Source organism: Deltaproteobacteria bacterium (assembly GCA_029858205.1).
GTDB lineage: Bacteria > Desulfobacterota > GWC2-55-46 > GWC2-55-46 > DRQE01 > JAOUFM01.
Genome location: JAOUFM010000012.1, coordinates 32,593 through 50,635 on the forward strand (window position 1 = coordinate 32,593; position 18,043 = coordinate 50,635).

The 18,043-nt window shown below is 51.2% G+C and carries 9 protein-coding genes and 1 riboswitch; of the genes, 3 read left to right on the plus strand and 6 right to left on the minus strand.

Translation table 11 applies throughout. The features are described from left to right. Window positions 1-10: 10 nt before the first annotated feature. From OEV59_08860 to OEV59_08875, 4 genes are all read right to left on the minus strand, one after another. Window positions 11-6,745 carry a FecR family protein gene (locus tag OEV59_08860; protein ID MDH4227837.1) on the minus strand — a complete coding sequence of 2,245 codons (6,735 nt, stop codon included), beginning with the start codon at window positions 6,743-6,745 and terminating at the stop codon, window positions 11-13. Window positions 6,746-6,953: 208 nt separating this feature from the next. Next, a complete protein-coding gene (locus OEV59_08865; GenBank protein ID MDH4227838.1) occupies window positions 6,954-8,465 on the minus strand; it encodes a hypothetical protein in 1,512 nt (503 codons plus the stop codon). Window positions 8,466-8,777: 312 nt separating this feature from the next. Next, window positions 8,778-9,362 (minus strand): hypothetical protein, encoded by a 585-nt coding sequence (locus OEV59_08870; GenBank protein MDH4227839.1) that lies wholly within the window; start codon window positions 9,360-9,362, stop codon window positions 8,778-8,780. 370 nt (window positions 9,363-9,732) lie between these two features. Continuing rightward, a complete protein-coding gene (locus OEV59_08875; GenBank protein ID MDH4227840.1) occupies window positions 9,733-12,342 on the minus strand; it encodes a putative metal-binding motif-containing protein in 2,610 nt (869 codons plus the stop codon). Between the two features lie 118 nt (window positions 12,343-12,460). Beyond that, window positions 12,461-12,540, minus strand: a riboswitch (cyclic di-GMP riboswitch). A gap of 202 nt (window positions 12,541-12,742) precedes the next feature. Here OEV59_08875 and OEV59_08880 point away from each other — a divergent pair. The 3 genes from OEV59_08880 (at window position 12,743) to OEV59_08890 (ending at window position 15,502) form a co-directional block, all read left to right on the plus strand. Further along, window positions 12,743-13,417 (plus strand): M15 family metallopeptidase, encoded by a 675-nt coding sequence (locus OEV59_08880; GenBank protein MDH4227841.1) that lies wholly within the window; start codon window positions 12,743-12,745, stop codon window positions 13,415-13,417. A gap of 94 nt (window positions 13,418-13,511) precedes the next feature. Then, window positions 13,512-14,954: a hypothetical protein gene (locus OEV59_08885; protein ID MDH4227842.1), complete on the plus strand. Its 1,443-nt coding sequence runs from the start codon at window positions 13,512-13,514 to the stop codon at window positions 14,952-14,954. After that, on the plus strand, window positions 14,951-15,502 hold the full coding sequence (locus tag OEV59_08890; GenBank protein ID MDH4227843.1) for a hypothetical protein: 552 nt from the start codon (window positions 14,951-14,953) through the stop codon (window positions 15,500-15,502). The genes OEV59_08885 and OEV59_08890 overlap by 4 nt, the downstream gene beginning before the upstream one ends. A gap of 229 nt (window positions 15,503-15,731) precedes the next feature. Here the strand turns inward: OEV59_08890 and OEV59_08895 are convergent, their stop codons facing one another. Both OEV59_08895 and OEV59_08900 read right to left on the minus strand, forming a co-directional pair. Beyond that, window positions 15,732-16,526, minus strand: coding sequence for a formyltransferase family protein (locus tag OEV59_08895; protein MDH4227844.1), 795 nt, complete (start codon window positions 16,524-16,526; stop codon window positions 15,732-15,734). Beyond that, window positions 16,523-17,464: a polysaccharide deacetylase family protein gene (locus OEV59_08900; protein ID MDH4227845.1), complete on the minus strand. Its 942-nt coding sequence runs from the start codon at window positions 17,462-17,464 to the stop codon at window positions 16,523-16,525. Before OEV59_08900 ends, OEV59_08895 begins: the two co-directional genes overlap by 4 nt. Between the last annotated feature and the right edge of the window lie 579 nt (window positions 17,465-18,043).

Sequence of the window (18,043 nt, forward strand, 5' to 3'; positions counted from 1 at the left end):
GACGCCGCTATTAATGCACGATACCTGCTGCAGTGCCTGAGAAGGTTGTTGCCGTGTCTATCGTTCCTGCAGCAGCGCCCTCGAAACCTACCGGGCCGGTATAGGCGATGCCGCTTAGCGTACCCATGCCGCCCGTTATGCTTCCTGACCACGTGTTATTAACGACGTTATCCCACGTGTTCACGGTAAACGTCGCTGTCGTGATCTGCGAGCCTGCAAGGCTGACGGTATTGCCTCCGGTAGGCGTCGTTGCATAGGTGCCGGATACGCTATCTGTTGCCCAGATAAGCGGCTTAGCGCCGCTCTGATAAGCAAAGAACTTAACGTCAGTAAGCGTCATGTTAATGTTGCCGTTGCCGCCGCTAAGCGTATCCACGCCGACCTCTGCAAACGGGACATTCAGGGCCGCAAGCGCCGTCTGTCCTGCGCCGCTTGCTACCATCATAAGGTACTGCTGCGTAGTGAAGCCCGTGCCTATGGCAGCAGCCTCGATTGCCCCTATCGTTCCGGCGTCGGCAACACCAACCACCTCGCCTATCATGATTCCCGTGTCGCCTGATACAGTATCGTCCCAATATCCGCGCGCCGTGCCCGCAAATGTCGTTCCATTCCATGATGTGCCGTCTATAAGGATGACGGTTGCATCGGACATAGTAAGATTAAGCGCCCAGTTGGCCGATGTAGAGCCGCTATAATCGCCGTTTATAGTCGCGCCCCACACGCCAAAGGACGGCATATCGACACTGACAACATAGCTGTTCGTCGCGTTCACACTTATGGTGCCGCCTGCCCCGAACGAACCTGCGCCCGATGCCACATACATGGGTGGGCTGTAACCGGAAATCGTGCCAAACGATGACGGCAAAGTTGTAGCTATCGTCGCTATCTCAACTGCCTTCATCGTGCCGTTTAGGGTTAGCATGCCCTCGGTATCGTCATACGTACTCACGGCCGTTCCGGTAAGGTCGGTGACTGTCGTCAGTATACCTATCTTGGTGCCAGTTGGGTCTATATAAATACCTTTGCCCATAAGAGTTACGCTGCCGTAAAGGTCGATGCCTGCGAACATAAGCCTGTAGGCCCCGCCGTCGTTGGTGGTCTGCGTGCCGTCAAGGGCATTGAAGCTATAGGTATAGGACGACAAGTACCCGTTAGATAACAACGCCTTCGGGTACTGGGTTCCCCAATACCCTGTGCCGTAGTAAGCGCCAAGGCTTGTAACATTATGCGCAAGACCGTCCCATATAGAATCTATACCGCCAAACACGGCCTCATAACCTGTTTGAAATTGGCTTACTGTCTCATACATCGTCATCTTGGCCGAATGATTAAGCGGAGTTACCGCCTCCCACATGCCAAGCACCGAGCCCTCGAAGCTAGTACCTGTCTGGTTCTCGGCAAAGAATATATCGGCATCGATAGTACCAAGATACAGGTATGTCATTATATCGCCAAGGGCCTGCCCGGTAAGCACGCCGCCGTTTGAAACGCCGGTGGTCACTTGCGCTAAATAATAACCGTCGTTATCGGCCATATACGAACCAAAGGTGGCGCTACCGCCAAGATCAGCTGTCCACGAGCCGTCGCCGACAAGATACGCGCCTCCAACCACCCTTGCCACGAATATGCCCCAATCAGCGCCTGTTATCCAGCTTGTCTGCGTATCCCCTATAAAATTCGTACCGCCGCTTAACCACCCGGAAGCTCCGGCAGTGGCGCCTATGCCGAGCCATCCGTTCGAGGACGTTAAAACATCGGCGGAAAGCGCCGCGGGCCCGTAAGCCCCGATCGTGCCCTTCTGGTATTTTACCGTTGAACCTGTCATGTCAAAGGACATGATTTCCGGATAATACGTACCGTCAAGCCCGGCCCTCAAAACGCCGACACCGCCGTCCGGAGCCATATAAATAGCCATGACCCCGCCCTTCATTATGCCGTTTGCTGCCGCGCCGCCTAAATAACCTTTGAACGCGCCGAAGTCAATATTTTCCAGAGTGATATTTTCAGACGTGTACGGGTTCAAGCTTACTATCGGCACAATGAAACCGAAATCCTCCGGCATAGCGCCGCCCGTTGTCCCCATCTGGCCCATGACCGTGATATCTGCCGGTGTTAACGCCCAGAGAGAACCAACGCCTCCAAGTATCGCGCTCATTGTCATATACTCGGAAACCGACGTGCCGCTCCACTCAGGAGGCCAAAAACCCGTTACCGTATCTCCTGCAAGCGTTATGGGCGCGGTCAAGTCCCAGAGCGAAAATACAGCCGGGTTCCATGTGGATGCAGTGCAAACGCCCGTTGCCGAATCGCACACTATCTTCGTGCCGTCGAGGTAATACCGTGTCTCGAGCGTAGTCAAATCAGCCCTCGTAAGAAGCGTATTTGCCGCTATGGCAACACTTGGCGAATCGTAGATATTATAGTCGTAAGTCGCGCCGGAGAGATAAAGATATGTGCCTGCGTCCACACTGTATGCGTTAAATACGCCGTTACTCCATTGCGCCGTGTTTGCCGCTGCGGAATACGAGAGCAAATTCGTCTGCTCCCACACGCCGACAACACCTCCCGTAGCCGTGACATTATAATCCTCCATGCCAAGGAGCACATCGCCGCCGAGCGTACCCATCGATGTCATCGTAATATAGTTTCCGTTAAACGTGCCTGTGATAAACCCGTTTGAATACCCGCCGCTTGCGGAGGCGACATAGAAACCATTATCAGACGCCTGCGCCAACAATACATCTGTATACACGCCAAACGAACCCGCGCCTGCCGCAGTACCGCTCCAGGCTCCGCTTACAGTGCCAAGAGAGGCATTAAGGCCGGCGCCGAGTATGCCCCAGTTCTCGCCCGGTATCCACGCGGTGCCGCCGTTAAAAGCATTGCTGTCGGCGTAAAAATCGCCGCCTGTGCCAAAGGCGCCGAACATCCTTGTGTTAAACACATCATTGCCGATTACCAAGGAAAGGTCCGCCGGGAGCACTTGTGTTGCACCATTCTTTATTGTCGGCGTAGAGGTGCCTGTCATGGATATCATCATCGTATCGGCATAATAATTGCCGGAAAGCGTCATATCGAGATACCCTGCCTGGTACGAGCCTGTTGCCCCGTTATCCACGTAGAGCGCTATGCCAATTCCCTTGGCCACCCCGTCGACCACTGAAACCATCAGAGCCCCGTTGTACGAGCCGCCGTCATTGGTGGTGTTTGCCATTGCCACAGGATCATACACCGGCACAAACCATTGATCGATAAAGAACGCGCTAAAAGGTTTCCCCGGTGTAGCGCCCCACACATTGCCAAGATACGTAAGACCTGCCGGATTGACGGTGGTATCCCAAAGCGAATCCGGCGTTCCGACTATGTAATCCACCCAGTAATTCTCCCATAACGTATTCGCCGTATCAGAGTACCAAAGCGGCTGAGGGTCCACAACATAGCCATCATACGCCAACGGCGGATTTGTAAGGCTCATAAGATCGAATGTTGCCGGGTCCCACGTGCCGTAGGTGGTGGTGACAACCCATGTGGCGGGATCCGCGACGTTCGTCATCGTTGTTCCGTCGGCGTAATAAAATGTCACCTCTAATACTCCTTCACAGCCCCACGCGCAGACAGCGGTCTTGGCCACATGACCATACAGCATGACATCATTCGGGTTCGTATATATCTCGTACCTGTAACCGTAGCTGTCCGGAGAAGTTGGATAAGCATATTCCCCGTAGAGGCTCCTCGATGTCTCAAAGGAGCCTGCGCCGGCCAGCGTCGCGGCGGTAATGGGCGCCGAGGTATAGGCGCCGTAGCCAAAGCCCTCCCACACGCCCGGCATCGTATGGTCATACACGCCTATGAACGTCGAATCGACAAGTGTTGAGAGGGTATCGCGGGTAAGCGTTATGTCGGTCATTGTGCCGTCAAACATGCCGTTTGTCCAGCTTGAGCCGTTAAAGGCAAGGAGCGTATAACCTATCGTGCCAAACCCGTCCGATACCAGGCCTCCTGCGCTCGCAGTCCACTTCTGCGGCATACCAGTCGTATTGTCATACGTGCCGCCCATGCGCACGAACTCAGTGCCCCAATTCTGATCACCTATGCGGGTATACTCCATAAGGGTATTGCCGCTAAGCGCGTTTGTTCCGACGATACTGCCAAGTGCCTGGGTATAAATAGTGGCCAGACCAAGGTTAACGGGCTGTACGAGTGTCGTGCCCATGACAACCGGCGTTACGTTAGCGCTGAAATCATACATGCCCCACGTCGAGAACATGTCTGTTGGCGAATAGAAATCCACTGTCGCGCTCGACGGCTTAGCGAACAGATAGCCTGTAGAACCGTCAGGATTTATAAACATACCGCCCATCATGGCGTCGGAGACACCGCTTGCCGTTGTCACGCCGCCCATGCCGCCGCTAAATACCGAGCCCGCAGCTGTCGTCATATCAAGGTCTCCGCCCCAGACAAAGGCGAAATTCGGGTTTGAGAACTCACCTATGGATACGACCTGGCCGCTACCGGCAAATATATCAGCGGTCGAACCGGCCGTTCCAGATAGAGAACCACTCTTCACTTCAATGCCCATGTTATAATCCCAGAAACCAAAGGCCCACGACGGATTAGCGGCCGTGCCGCTTGCAACAAGAGGCGTCGAGGTAAGCGGGCTATAATAGCTGTCCTCGCTTCCGCTAAGTACTGCGCCTGTTGAAACGCTTCCGTACCATCCGTTAGTGCCTGTTATGTATTCATTGAGAGAGAGGTACTTAAACTGCGTCGTGCCGGAGGCATACCCTGCAGAAGACCCGGTGCCGGATGCGCTGGAGAGCCAGTAACCGTCAAAACCTATCATTGTAGTGCCCTGGCCGCCGCTATAAACGCTCCAGGCCCCGCTTGGCCCGGCACCCGCGTACGCGCCGCTTGTATAAAGCAGGTAATTGCCCATGCCGCCTGTGCTAAGGAGGTCAATCTCTCCGCCGGCAATTCCTGTTATACCGGCAAGGCCGCCTGTGCCGTAGAACTGTCCGCTAAGACCCCTTGCATCCGCTCCGTAAAACCACTGGTACGGATAGAGCAGCGTCGTGTTGCCGGCAAGGTCTGTAATCTCTATCTGGAAGTTCTGATAGCCTTCGGCAGTGGGCACGTAATTCAGCACCGGCCCTGCAAACGCGCCGGAAGTGCCTGTGGTGCTTATGGCATTATACGTCACTGTCTCAGAAGGCGTAACGCCAAAGTTAATGCCCGCTGTGCTGACAATCAGCGCTGGCAGAGAGCTGGTCTCTGTCGCCGTCGGCGGCGTGTAGTCAGTCGTCCATGAGAATGTATACGCCGGAGCTGCAGGCGCAGAAACGTTTCCTGCCGCATCGATTGCCACTATGGTAACGGTATTTGCCCCCTCGGGTATTGAAAGCGTATAGCCAAGTGACGAGGTCGAATACGTTGTTGTTCCTGTCGGGCTGTTCAGGGTGATATCGAACGTGACAGGAGAAAAATCGGTCGAGCCTGTCATGTCAAAGGACGCGGTCTTGACATTCGTCAAAAGAGGCGTGCCTGTCGTAACACTTAACGAAGGCGGCGTATAGTCGCTCACCCATGAATACGTCGATATCGTGGTGTTCTTGCCCGCATCAACGGCCGTTACGGTAAGCGTATGCACGGCCTCGGTAAGATCGGCCGGAGACAGCACTATACTAAACGTCTGTCCCGAACCAAGCGTAATCGCTGCGCCGCCGTCAAATGTATATGTGACATCACTTTGCTCGTTAACACCAACGGTTATCGTAGCAGTGTTCTGGTTACTAAATATCGCCGGCAACCCTGTATAAGTTATCGTCGGAGGGGTATCGTCAAACGGCATGAAGTTGCCGTTATAGAATAGGTCTTTATTATTATCGCCGGTGCCGCCTGTGCCGTCGCCTGTGCCGTCGCCATCACCGCCGTTTTCTGAAAAATTGTTATCGCCCCCTGTACCTTCGTCGCCGCCGCCTTCATCCTTATTACCTTCGTCACCGCCGCCTTCATCCTTATTACCTTCGTCGGTGCCGTCGTCACTGCCGTCGTCGCCGCCGTCGGTGTCCTTATTAAACGCCGCATTCTCGCTTGAGCTTGCGTCCTTGGCCTTGCTTGGAGGGGTTTTTTCACTAACAACATATGTCACCTTACCGGCGCCAAGAACAATGACTTTATCAGGGAAGTTGGGGTTGGTTACCACAACGGTTCCGTTGTTAACGAAAAACGCCGCACCGTTTAGTCCGTACGACGTCACGTAGTCCGTGCCCTTAACTCCCGCTATTGCAACCGGGGTCCTGGTCTCGAATGTACTATCGCCGGAGGAAAGTTTGGCCAGGCTAAGTAGCCCCTTGGAGGTGCTGACTATCGACCTCATCTTGCCGCGGTATACCTTTACAACACCTTTTTTCCTCGTGGTATTGTCCGCGCCAAAGACGTACTGGCTTACCTCAATCTTACTTTCCGGGGCTACGCTTATTACGCTGCCGTCGTTAAACGTTACCTCGGCCTTTGCCCCTGACGCCGTACGTATAATGTCTTTTTCGTAAACAAGTGTGCCACGTCTTAGCGGCGTCGATGACTCGGCGCCGGAATTCTTCACTATATCGGCCTTTCCGGAAACAGAGGTAACCTTGCCAACGGCCTTCAGGCTCGTACTGGCTGCATAAGAGTCTCGAGTTTGAATGATTACAATCGAAAGAAAAAGAAATAACGCCGCACCAAGCGCCAAAGACAGTCTCTGCATAATATACCTCCCCAGGTATGAGCACATTGGCCGGCGGATTACCGGCCCATTTGAATCATAATAACGATGCAACAGGCTAAACTGCCAATTTGGATAGCGAACTGATTATACACCAATTTAATATAAAAATCAACACCCGAAGCTTTTACGCGCCGACGTAACATAAGACCCTATATTTAGGGCGGCGCAAAGCGGCATCAAGAGATACTTAGTACTTGAACTCGAACCCGGCGCCGAATATGTACTTGTTATAATCGTACTGGGCAAGGTTCGAATCAGCGCGTATCTGCGTATACCTTGTGCTAAGCTCAAACCGCTTCGTAAGCTTCAAGCTGAGCACCCCGGTGCCGGTGACGGTAAAATCCTCCCTCGTCTTGCTGGCAAAGGTGTTCTTGTTAAGGAAGTTCTGGTAGTACGCATCGCCCGACAAGCTTACCCCCAGCTTCCAGAAAAGCGGGGTCGTGAACACAAGGCTCAAGCGGTTGGCCTCGAAGGGCCAGTGCTTGCCCTGCGTGTCCTCTCTCTCATACTCGTACTTTACGTTATAATAACGCCCCGGCACCGAGAGATAGCCGCTAAGAGAAATAGATGCCGCGTAGTTCTCGGCGTCCCTGTCCTCCCACACGATAAGCGGCGCCCTTATCTCCTTATGCTGGTACCTTAAGCCGAAGTTCAAGAGAAAAGACGCGCTCTTTACATACATTATGCTTGGCGCGGCAAAGTACATATCCATATAGTTATAAAAATCCACATCGGTGTGGTTATAGCCAAGAGTAAATGTCGTAATGGTCTTGTTGGTTGCGTAGCTTGGCATGAGCACTATGCTGTGGCTAAGGATGTCGTAGGTATCCAACTCCTCGTGGTCGCTAAAGAAAAAGAAGTAATTGGCCCTGAAGCCGAAGGCCCCGGAGGTCTTGGCCGCGTAGTCGACGGATAGCGAGGTAGTCAGGCGGTCGTCGTTGTCGTCGGCTACACCGGCGGACGCGATGTTGTCGTTTGGTTTTAGCACGACGTTGTCGTCGTACTCGTAGTTGACGTCGAGGGTAAGGTGTATGGGGCGAAGCGTGTCGATCCTGTCCTCTATCATCTCGACGTGCTTTCTTGCAGCCTCGGCAAGCGATGCTCCTGGGTTCTGCAAAAGCAGGTCCTCGAAGCGGCTTCTCGCGGTCTTTAGATCCCCCTTTGCCGCGGTAACGCTCGCTATATGAAAGAGCGCTGTCTGCCCAAGCGTTGGGTCTAGGTTACGCGCAAGCTCAAACGATGTTACGGCCTCGTCGTGCCTGCCAAGCTTCGAGAGCGCGAGCCCCTTGTACATGGCAACGTGCCCTGGCTTGAAGTTTATCTTCTCTGCGTCCGTTGCCGCGTCAACACACTCCTGCCACTTGCCCTGGAGATAATAAACCTCGACAAGCTCGAGCCCCGCGTCGTTTATCCTCGGGGTCGAGTAAAAGGCGTCCTTGAAGCTCTCGGCGGCCTTATCGAGCTCTATGCTTTGCTTATACGCGAGCCCGAGATAAAAGGCCGCGACAGTGTTATTTGCATTCATGGAACGCGCCCTGGTTAGCACGGTTATGGCCTCTTCATACTCCTCGGCCCTGTAGAACTTTATGCCCTGTTCAGTGAGCGTATTCGAGCTCTCTTCTGAAAAGGCCTTTGGCGGACAAAGAAGGATAAATACGGGCACAAGTAAAACGGCAAACACAACGGCATGACGCTTCATCTAACGAACCTCCCCTGCGGCAGCAAGGCCGCCTGACCGATGATATTTGAAAGGAATAAGTCGAGATTACCACGGCGGCTTGAAAAAGTCAATTACGCTGAAGTAACCCTGTCCGCGCACCCAGCGCATAGAATGTTACGATGGAAGGAGGGCAAAATCTGCGCCATTACAGTTGCCGCTCAAAACAAAAACCCCCTCAACCCAAACGGGCGAGGGGGGCGGGGGAAGCGGGGAGAAAGGAAACATCGGCGCGGAGCACACACAGCATCGGCGAAACGCACGGAGAACATCACCGAAACGCGCCGAGCGCGGCTACAGCTTTGAGAGCAGGTACTCTGCATTGAACTTGAGCAGAGCCCATGCCTCGGGCTTGATGTGTTTGCCTTTGTTGCAGGAATCGTAAGACTCGCAGCCCTGCGCCTCGACCTCTTTTATAAAAGCCTCGAGCACATTCTTGGCTGTGGTCATATTGCCGCCCTGTATGGCCTTTTTCGCGCTGTCGAGCTTCGCGTCAAGGCTCTTGACTATGCCGTCATTGGTAATCCAACCCAAATCCGCTGCCTCGTGCTTCATCTTGATGATGGAGTCGACGAAGGTAAGCGCATTGAAGTCCTTTGGAACCTCGCCAGGGCCGACAACCTTCACAACAACATCTTTGAATTTATCAGCATATTGCTCTTCTATCTTGTCATATAACTCGCTAAAAGCATCATTTACCTCCAAAGAATCATAGTCTCCTGGCATATTGGTTCTAACCCGTTGCGCTCCATAAAAAGAAGCTTCTACTACAGCAGGCAATCCTTTGCTACTAAAAGAAAAACCCTTCGCAACCTCTCCTGCAGGCAAAGCACTTTCCTTAGCCCACTCCCACTCGTTATAATCCCGATATTCTCCCATAAACCAATCCTTTTCCGGAAAAGGCGCGGTAGCATCAAACACCGGAGATTTATGACTGATAAAAATATCCTCCAAAACCTGCACCGCGCCTTCCTGATTCCCAACCTCATATCTATAGCTATATGTATCACGTCCATCGAAAACAACTGTCGCCTTTACAAACGGTTTAACTTTGTTTGGCGGATCATAGCCGCCCCTGACTATTTCACCTTCGTTTTCCCACTCGTACACGAACCACTGGTTTTTGGCATCATAGTAAATATTGACATAAGCAGATTTGTCTTGAGCATTAACCATTCTCGGTTCAAACGCCATCAACAAACCAATCCCCATCAAGAAAAGCCATAGACACCGCAACATATAGAACCTCCTACTTTTTATTCGTAGATTTACTACACAAGTCCTTCTTGTCATTACTATATAAATAAAAATATAGATGATAATGTTCTTCACCTTCTATATTTTCGTGCTCTAACTTCGGATACCCTCCGGCAGCACAAACAATCCTGTTAAACATCCAGCGATTCTCCTTCGGGATACCTACTTCAACATTCTCTCCATTCATCCTGACTGTAAGTGGCCAACTCCTTATATCCACATCCGTTCCGAGTCTGTGTGTCGTGTGAGGCGTTTTCCAGTTTTTATTCACGTCATACAATCCCCCAGATTCAAGGCTTGCGTCATTTACCATAAGCAAAAACGTCTTAGACTTAGAGAAGAGATTATTATACATGCAGCTAATTGCTACCATTGCCCGCCCAACCTCCTCGCGAACGCTATAAAAATTCTTATGTTGATACCGCGCATCACACCGGTCGATAGTCGGGAACAAATCGCACTTGAGTTTATAATCAGGCCCGCTTGCCAGCGGCTGTAAATCCGGCACCATCACCGTCACACTGTCAAAAACCTCTTTCTTTTCACCGTTCATCTCGGTTGTCGCGTATATCCTGTCCACGCCCGACGCCTCGGAACCGGTATATTTTACTATCTTCGACTCGTTCTCGCCATACGCAAATATCACTTCTGATGCAGACAACGTACCCAGAGGCCTTTTCTCATTATGAAAATGACCACCGCTGTCTGCTTCCTGCTCTTCCCTCAACTTTATTTTGCACTTCTGCGGCGGCGCAGGCTTCGTCAAGCCAACCTTAACCTCCGTCACGGCATAATGCGAAGTAACCAACAACTGTGTTGTCGGAATTTTTGGCCATATCGAATCCTTCACTATCTTAATCGTCGGCTCACAGCACGTTTCGTCCTTTTTGCCGTTGCAGTTGTTGTCCTCGCCGTCACATTTTTCCTCGGCGCCGGGATAGGAATCTTTGGATATTTGTTCGTCAATTGTCGAACCATCCATGCAATCGAAGATAAAATTAGCGCCGTCCTTCTTAAACCCGGCATAATCCGCGGCCTTGTATCCCTCGGGCTGATCGCACGCCTCTATCGAAGCAGCCTTTTTATTTCCGGCAGCATCGGTAACAAAATCCACATAATCATCGCCGTCATAATCCTTATACCACGTTTTCGTATCCTTTACAGCCATATCTCCATCGTCACAGTCATAGACAACATTTTTCTCGCTGTCTCTATAGACGAGGTCTGCGGAAGTGTAATCATCTGGCTTATTGCAGGCGTATGTGCTGTCATAACCGCCGCTTGCGCTCTTAAAAGCGTACTTATCCTGGTCAACGTCCTTATACCACCATGATTTCTCTGCTACTGCCCTATTATTGTCATCACAATCATACCCGGCGTAGCAAAGCGGCGCAACCGCATACACCCCATCACCGTCCTTGTCAATACAAGGGGTGCACTCAACAGGGAACCCTTCTTTATTTATATGCTGCACCTCTCCTGTTGTCGTGCCATGGCCGTTTATCGCGTCCACGCGGTAGTAGTAATCCATATTTGCGGCGAGACCCGGTAACGTATGCGTAACCGTATACGGCTCTGCTCCGGTCTTTGCGTTGCCGTCAGGGTACGAGGAAACCTCGGTCATGGTGGTAGGTTCGGGGCTCATGCCAAAATAAATCTTATAACTCGAAGAGCAGGAAGTGTTAGGCTGGACAGTGGCGTTTATTTTGTACTTATCGCATCCGTCAAACGCGCCGTTTGAATACGTTACCTTTGGCTTTTGGTTGACTGTGTAGGTGACGGGGATGGTATGGGAATAGCTAGCCGGTTTTGTTTTAAAATAAACTGCTCCGGCATAAGCTCCTGACACAGTCGAAACATTAGGCCACTTTACCACTATATTATAAACACGATTACGGCTCAACGTGAAAACAGCAGGCGAATATTGATGATCGTGCCAATACGCTCCTAGCCCAGCCTGTCCGTCTCCAAAAAGAAATATCTCCGTGTACGTATTTGAATCCTCTTGCATCGGATTGACGAGTTCCGCTGTCACAAAAGATTGCTCTGTTTTATTTTGTCCGCCAGGACATGAGCTGTCAGATGCGAGATGCACTTCGCTTTTGTTATACTTTATTACAGGGTTCACCACAGTCATTGTAATCGAATAACTAACCTGCTCCAGAACCGACACATAACTGCCATCAGATTGCTTTATGGAACGCTCGGTCTCCAACACAATGTCTCCAGAATAAGCACCGGAATATTCGTCTATTGCTTCAATTTGAAGCAACATATAACAAGGATGACACCATATCGACCCTATATAAACCCACTTTGGAGCACTAATAACCTTAATTATTCGAACAGTCCCATCGGTAAATTTAATGTCTACCAGCTTCCATGCATACGTGTCCTGCACGAGTGTATAGTCCAACCTATCCGGAGTAAATGTTATACCAGCTTCCGCTCTGCCAGGTGTACTTAATGCCCATATTGCCGCGACCACGGCCGCCATCTTCACGACCATGCCTATGCGCCCTGTAAGCAGCCTTCGCATGTTCGAAAAAACCCGTTCAAAAAGTATTTTTACAATTTCTTTGGCGCTACGCTGCTCTCTCATGATGGCAAACCCTCCGTCTAAAATCACGACCGTTAAATTCTAAAATCCCGCTATCAAAACAAAAAGCCCGCCGATAAATCGGCGGGCTTACGCATTGGCCCTTTGATGCTAACTTCACTTCGACAGCCCCTCTATCCTTTTTATTCAGGACAGGTGGCTTTGCGTCGCATGGTTACCCATGCTTTGCCCTTATCGGTGAAACTCGCTATTCAACTGTTATTGCTCTTATAGCACACGCTACCCCCCTGTCAACTATTTTTTGATGTTTACTGTAAAATACCTGTTTACGAATTTGCGTAACCTGAAATTCTCGTGAATTTCCGCGGACTATCTCCATATCCAGGCCCCCTGCCAAACTCCCCAATTGACAACGGCCCCGTATTATCGGAAAATACGCATCATGGGAAAGCGGCTGTTCGCACTGACGGCGCTATGTATACTTACGGCCTCGCTCGCAGCAGCAGCCACTATAACCGAATCCATGCGTAACCTTGCCCAATCAAAAGACTTCATAGAGATACAGCCAGGCGGGCAAATCGCAATAGACCTGCGCTACGCCTCCACAAACAACTTTACTAAAACGAACCTCTACGGCGAGTTCAACAAGGCATACCTTCATAAAGACGCGGCGCTAAAACTGCTCAAGGCCTCAGAGAACCTCGGCGCATCGCACCCGGGCCATAAGCTCCTGATACTCGACGCCCTTCGGCCAAGGTCCGTGCAGCGCGCCCTCTACGCGCACGTAAAAGGCAGCGCCATGCAGCCCTACGTCGCAGACCCTGACAAGGGCTCGGTGCATAACTACGGCCTTGCGGTTGACTTGACCGTCATCGGCCCGGACTCAAGGGAAATAGACATGGGCACTGGCTTCGACGACTTTAGCCCTCTTTCCGAGCCGCAAAAGGAAGACGGCTTTCTAAAGAACGGCCGCCTAAGCGCCGCGCAGATCGCAAACAGAAAAATACTTAGAAACGCGATGACAAAGGCCGGCTTTATCCAGCAGCCCCTTGAGTGGTGGCACTACGACGCAATGCTGAAAAAAGACATCAAGAGCAGTTACGAGATATTCGAATAAGGCGCGAAAAATCCCCGTTGACAGCAGCCATTGATTGTCGGAAAATACATGGCGTAGCGCGGCCGCACCAACAACCAACACACGGAGGAACAAGATGCGTAAACACCTTATCGCAGCAGCCGTTACACTTGCAATAATCGCTACATCCGCCACAGCCCACGCAAAGGACGCCTTCCTCTCCATGGTACACACGAACGCGCTCGGAGAAGAGCACCCGTTCTCGCTCTTCTCAAAAGGCTCGTGGGCGCCAAACCCTGAGGCAAGATTTGTAAAGCTCCACATGTACTTCGATGAGGCGATAAAAGTCAAAGAGCTCGAGATAAAAAGCTGCGGCAAGCCAATAACCGGCTCCATCCCCGTGTTCTTCAACTTCAACGACTGGGTCGTGTTCCTCGACCCCGAATACGCCGAATCCAAGCCCTACCCGCGCTACACCGACACAAAAGACGACACGCTAACGCTCTCCGGGTTCGACGAGCCCATAGATGTGCGCTCAATCACCATAAACTTCGAAAATAACAAAGGCTTCAAGCTCTGCGGCCTGACAATCAAGGACGAGGCAGACAAACCGTATAAAATAAGAACTCCGGACATCGAGCGCGGCTCGGTGGTGGCTTCGAGCGTGCTTAGCCCCAGGGCCGCGTACACGCCGTACTTTCTATTCGATTCGCGCTTCGAGTACGCGTACGCAACCGACGGGGACACCAATCCGACACTTAGCTTCGGCTTTAACACGGAAAAAAGGATTGAAAAAATCCGCGTCTGGAACGGCTACCAGAGGTCGGCAACGCACTGCTACTCAAACGGCAGGGTGAAAAAAATCCGCATCACAGGCGACGGCAACTACCTCGCCATCGTAGATATAAAGGACGCAATGGGCTCACAAACGATAGAGCTGCCAAAGCCCTTTACAGGCAAAAGGCTCGTATTCGAGATAACCGATTCATATAAGGGCAAAAAATTCGAGGACCTTGTCCTAAGCGAACTAAGATTTTTCGACGGCAAGTCGTGGTTCCTTATAGACCCTGATAAGACCATGAGAGAGGCCATCAAGGCAAACCGGGACGCCTTCGAGAAGTCGGGCGCGCTGGCCATGCTAAACGACTCATTCACTGGGAGCATGGAGCTCGATAAGCCTCCCTATTGGATATCCTCGACCATAAGGCTTCGCGCCGACGGCAGCGCGTACATATCCGGCTCCTCCGGCAGCGCAAGCGAAGATGAAGAAGGCATGAGCTACCAAAGCTTTGTCATAGGCAACTACGAGGTGCTCGAGGCGTCGCCAAACGACCTGAGGCTTCGTATCGGCGGACTTTACTACGAGTACGAGGACGAAATAATCGGCGACTGTAACGGCTGCGGCAGGGACTGCAACTCAAGCGCGCCGCCCGACGGCTTTACCGAGTACAAGATATTCTCGACAACACTTTCGATAAAGGCCTCGAAGGAAAGCACCTTCGAGATAACGAATACCGGCAAGTCGGACAATTTGAAGTTCAAGAAGCTTACATTCTCGCGCGAGGACGACAGCGAATGACAAAAAAACAATACATTGCCGTACTGATAGCGGCCCTCGCGCTCATAACCGCGCATGCCGCCCTTGCAGGACCCGGCAAGGTAAAAATCAACATCGCATGGGAGTATAAGGACTTTCCGGCAGCTATCGAGCTCTATGAGCTAAAGGGCAAGGCAAAGCTCTGGGATACGAAAAGCGTCAAGAACGAAAGCGCACCGCTTGGCGCGCACATAGAAGGCTCGTCATTTACGCTAAAGCCCGGCGAGACAAAGCGCTTTGTGCTCGCTACAAAGAACACGACCCCAAACGACATCTACTTCTTCTCCGGCCCGCACACCGTAAACCCGGTCGAGCACTCTCTCGGGTTCAAGTTCAAGTGCCTTTGCGTAAACAATTCATTTCTTGCGAAGTCCGGGGAGACATGGTACAGAGTCGTTGAGTTCAAGCTATCAAAGGATTTTGTCGGCGAAGAGATCGCCATAACGCACACCATCATCGCCATAGACAAGGAACGGGCAAAGGCCTTTGGCGCCTCGCACGGCGGCGGAGAGCACGAGGGACACGATTAGGGGTTAGCGGGCGTGACGCCTGCAACCTGATGTAGAAGCAATCTCACAGGCCGTAAGGCCTACACCGGAATATAAAAGATTGTTACTTCGGAAATGCGCCGAATCGGAATTCGACGTTCTTCAAAAAAACCGGCCGCAACGAAGAAACACCGCCTGGCTTGCAATACGATAGGCACGCCGCAACAGGCTAACCATCAATGAAGAACCTCTCTACTGAAAGAATGGCCGATTAACGATAGAAAGGTGCGATCAATTGCGGTTTAACGGCTTTATCGAGCAGCGAAGCCAGATTGCCGCCGTCTAAATTCCGTTTTAGGAATTCGTCGGCCACCTCATCGGTAAAATCCGACTTTTTTGCATATCTGATTTCTTGCGACCTATCCTGCTCTTGCGGCTGAAAATCAAAAATCTGATTGCTCGAAATCCTCTCTACCAGCGATTCCTGCGCCGCCTCTACGGCTCTCATGGTGAACTCAAACGGGGTATCGCCCTTCAAGACAGGCAGTGCGTGATAAAGCACCGGCCCGCTATCGAGCCCTTTCGACAAAAGATGCACTGTTGCGCCGACGTATTCGGGTTTATTATCGTAAAGAGCCCAAAAGTTGCACGCACTGCCCCGGTAGTACGGAGACACACCCATATGAATATTGATGGCCTTCTTGCTTACCAGATAATCGATAAGCCACCCCTTGATGTAGCTGGCGCCGAACACCACATAGAGGTCCGAACATAATGCCTCCTTTAAATGCTCGTTGCCAAGCATGCTCAGATCGCCTTTTTTTATCGCCAGTGTCCTGACATTGGACTTCGAAAAGGAAATATTTCCGTATAACGCATTTTCGGCGGCGATTACTTTTTCGAAGTAGCGCCGCATGACATCCGTCTTCTTGTATGAATCTTCCACCTTCCCCGGAAAAACAGTACTGCACTCCAAAACGGCATACGTTGTGCTGGAAACGTCAGCAAGCCTGTTCACCAGGGCCAGATGTCTCGGCTGATTACTCGTAAACACGGTAATTTTCATTTCTTCATCTCTCTATATACGTTGGCGTGATTATTCCTCGGGACCTCCAGCCTGGACCTGATGCCGGTTATGCTGTTATTGCTCCTAAACCCTATTCTTATTCCCAATTTTTTCAGTATGTTCAAGGTGTCCTCGTTATAATTACCGCAAGGATGCGACATCGCAATCGGGTCCGAGGCCAGTACCGAGCGAAGATGCTCGAAGTTTTTTTCGTACTCGAGTTGCTGCTGCGCTGCGGTCAACTTATGCATGACGGTCGGATGCGAGTACGAATGCATCCCGACGATATGCCCGCTTCCGTGCAACTCTCGGATATCCTGGTCGTTCATCCAAAGATTTCTTGAAGCAGCCTCCTTGTCAAATCCATGCCTGGACATCATCTGCTCCATGATTTTTTCATACTCAAGCTTTCCAAGAACCTGGTCCCTCAAAAACCTGAACCATTTATCGTTTTTCGTATAAAAAGGACATGCCAGGAGATAACTGCTTTCATCATAGCTCTTCAGGGCATTCGAATATATTTGTTCGTGAAGGGATTTGGCTTTGGAAAAAAACTCTTTATAGAAGTCGTCCATTCGGGCGAATTTTGTCGTTCTGAAATATCGATAAATTTCCAAAAGGTCGGGGTCGCCGCAAAATGGCGATGAATAAACGAAAAAGAACGCCTCGATCTTCCGGCCATCCAGAACAGGTAGCGCCACATCCACCTGGCAGCATAACGCGTCATCGAAACTCAGGCATATCTGATGGCTTTCCAGCGTGTTTTTTTCGAGGCGGAACAGGTATTCCCCGGCATTTAATATTTGATGCTCCCTCGACAGCCAGTCGAGCATTTCCTCAAGATCGTTTGCCGAAAGAGAACCTTGCCCCTCGGGATGTACGGAGTCATGAAAATGGTGGAACATCACCGAGTGCGTATATCTGCCGTTATTCGACATGCGTTTTTATGCCAGTAACACCATTCCGGTGCGAAGCGATGCCGGATATATTACACTCGCTTTATTTTACAGTATACGGTCGGTTTTTCAAGCATTTTCCCCCTGCAAAAGAGAACGAACCTTTGCTGTTCAAGTCCGCAGATTGACACTGCACCGTGCTTCACGCCAAATTATTCTAACACAAAAACCGCCTACAACAAGCGCCGTAACCCCTCACCTTAATCCTCTCCCCAATACAATTGGGGAGAGAATTTTGAGGAAACTGCCAATGCCAGAGGTCGAGAATAACTACTAGTGCTCAAATAAAACTCCCTCTCCCCAATTGCAACGGGGAGAGGGAGAAAGGGAGAGGGACACCGGGCTTGTTTTGCATTTCGTAAGCTCCGTGGATTTTTCCGTCTGATTACGCTTCGCTAACCCGACCTACCCGCTGACCTCGATTGCAAAACCTGCGGCAACTGCCGGAAGCAGGAATAATGCCGTAACAAGCAAATAATTCGTAAACCTCTTTTTCCGCATTCGTCATATACATTGTGTCGGTTTACTTCACGTTTTACTATCTATCACCCATCAAAAGCA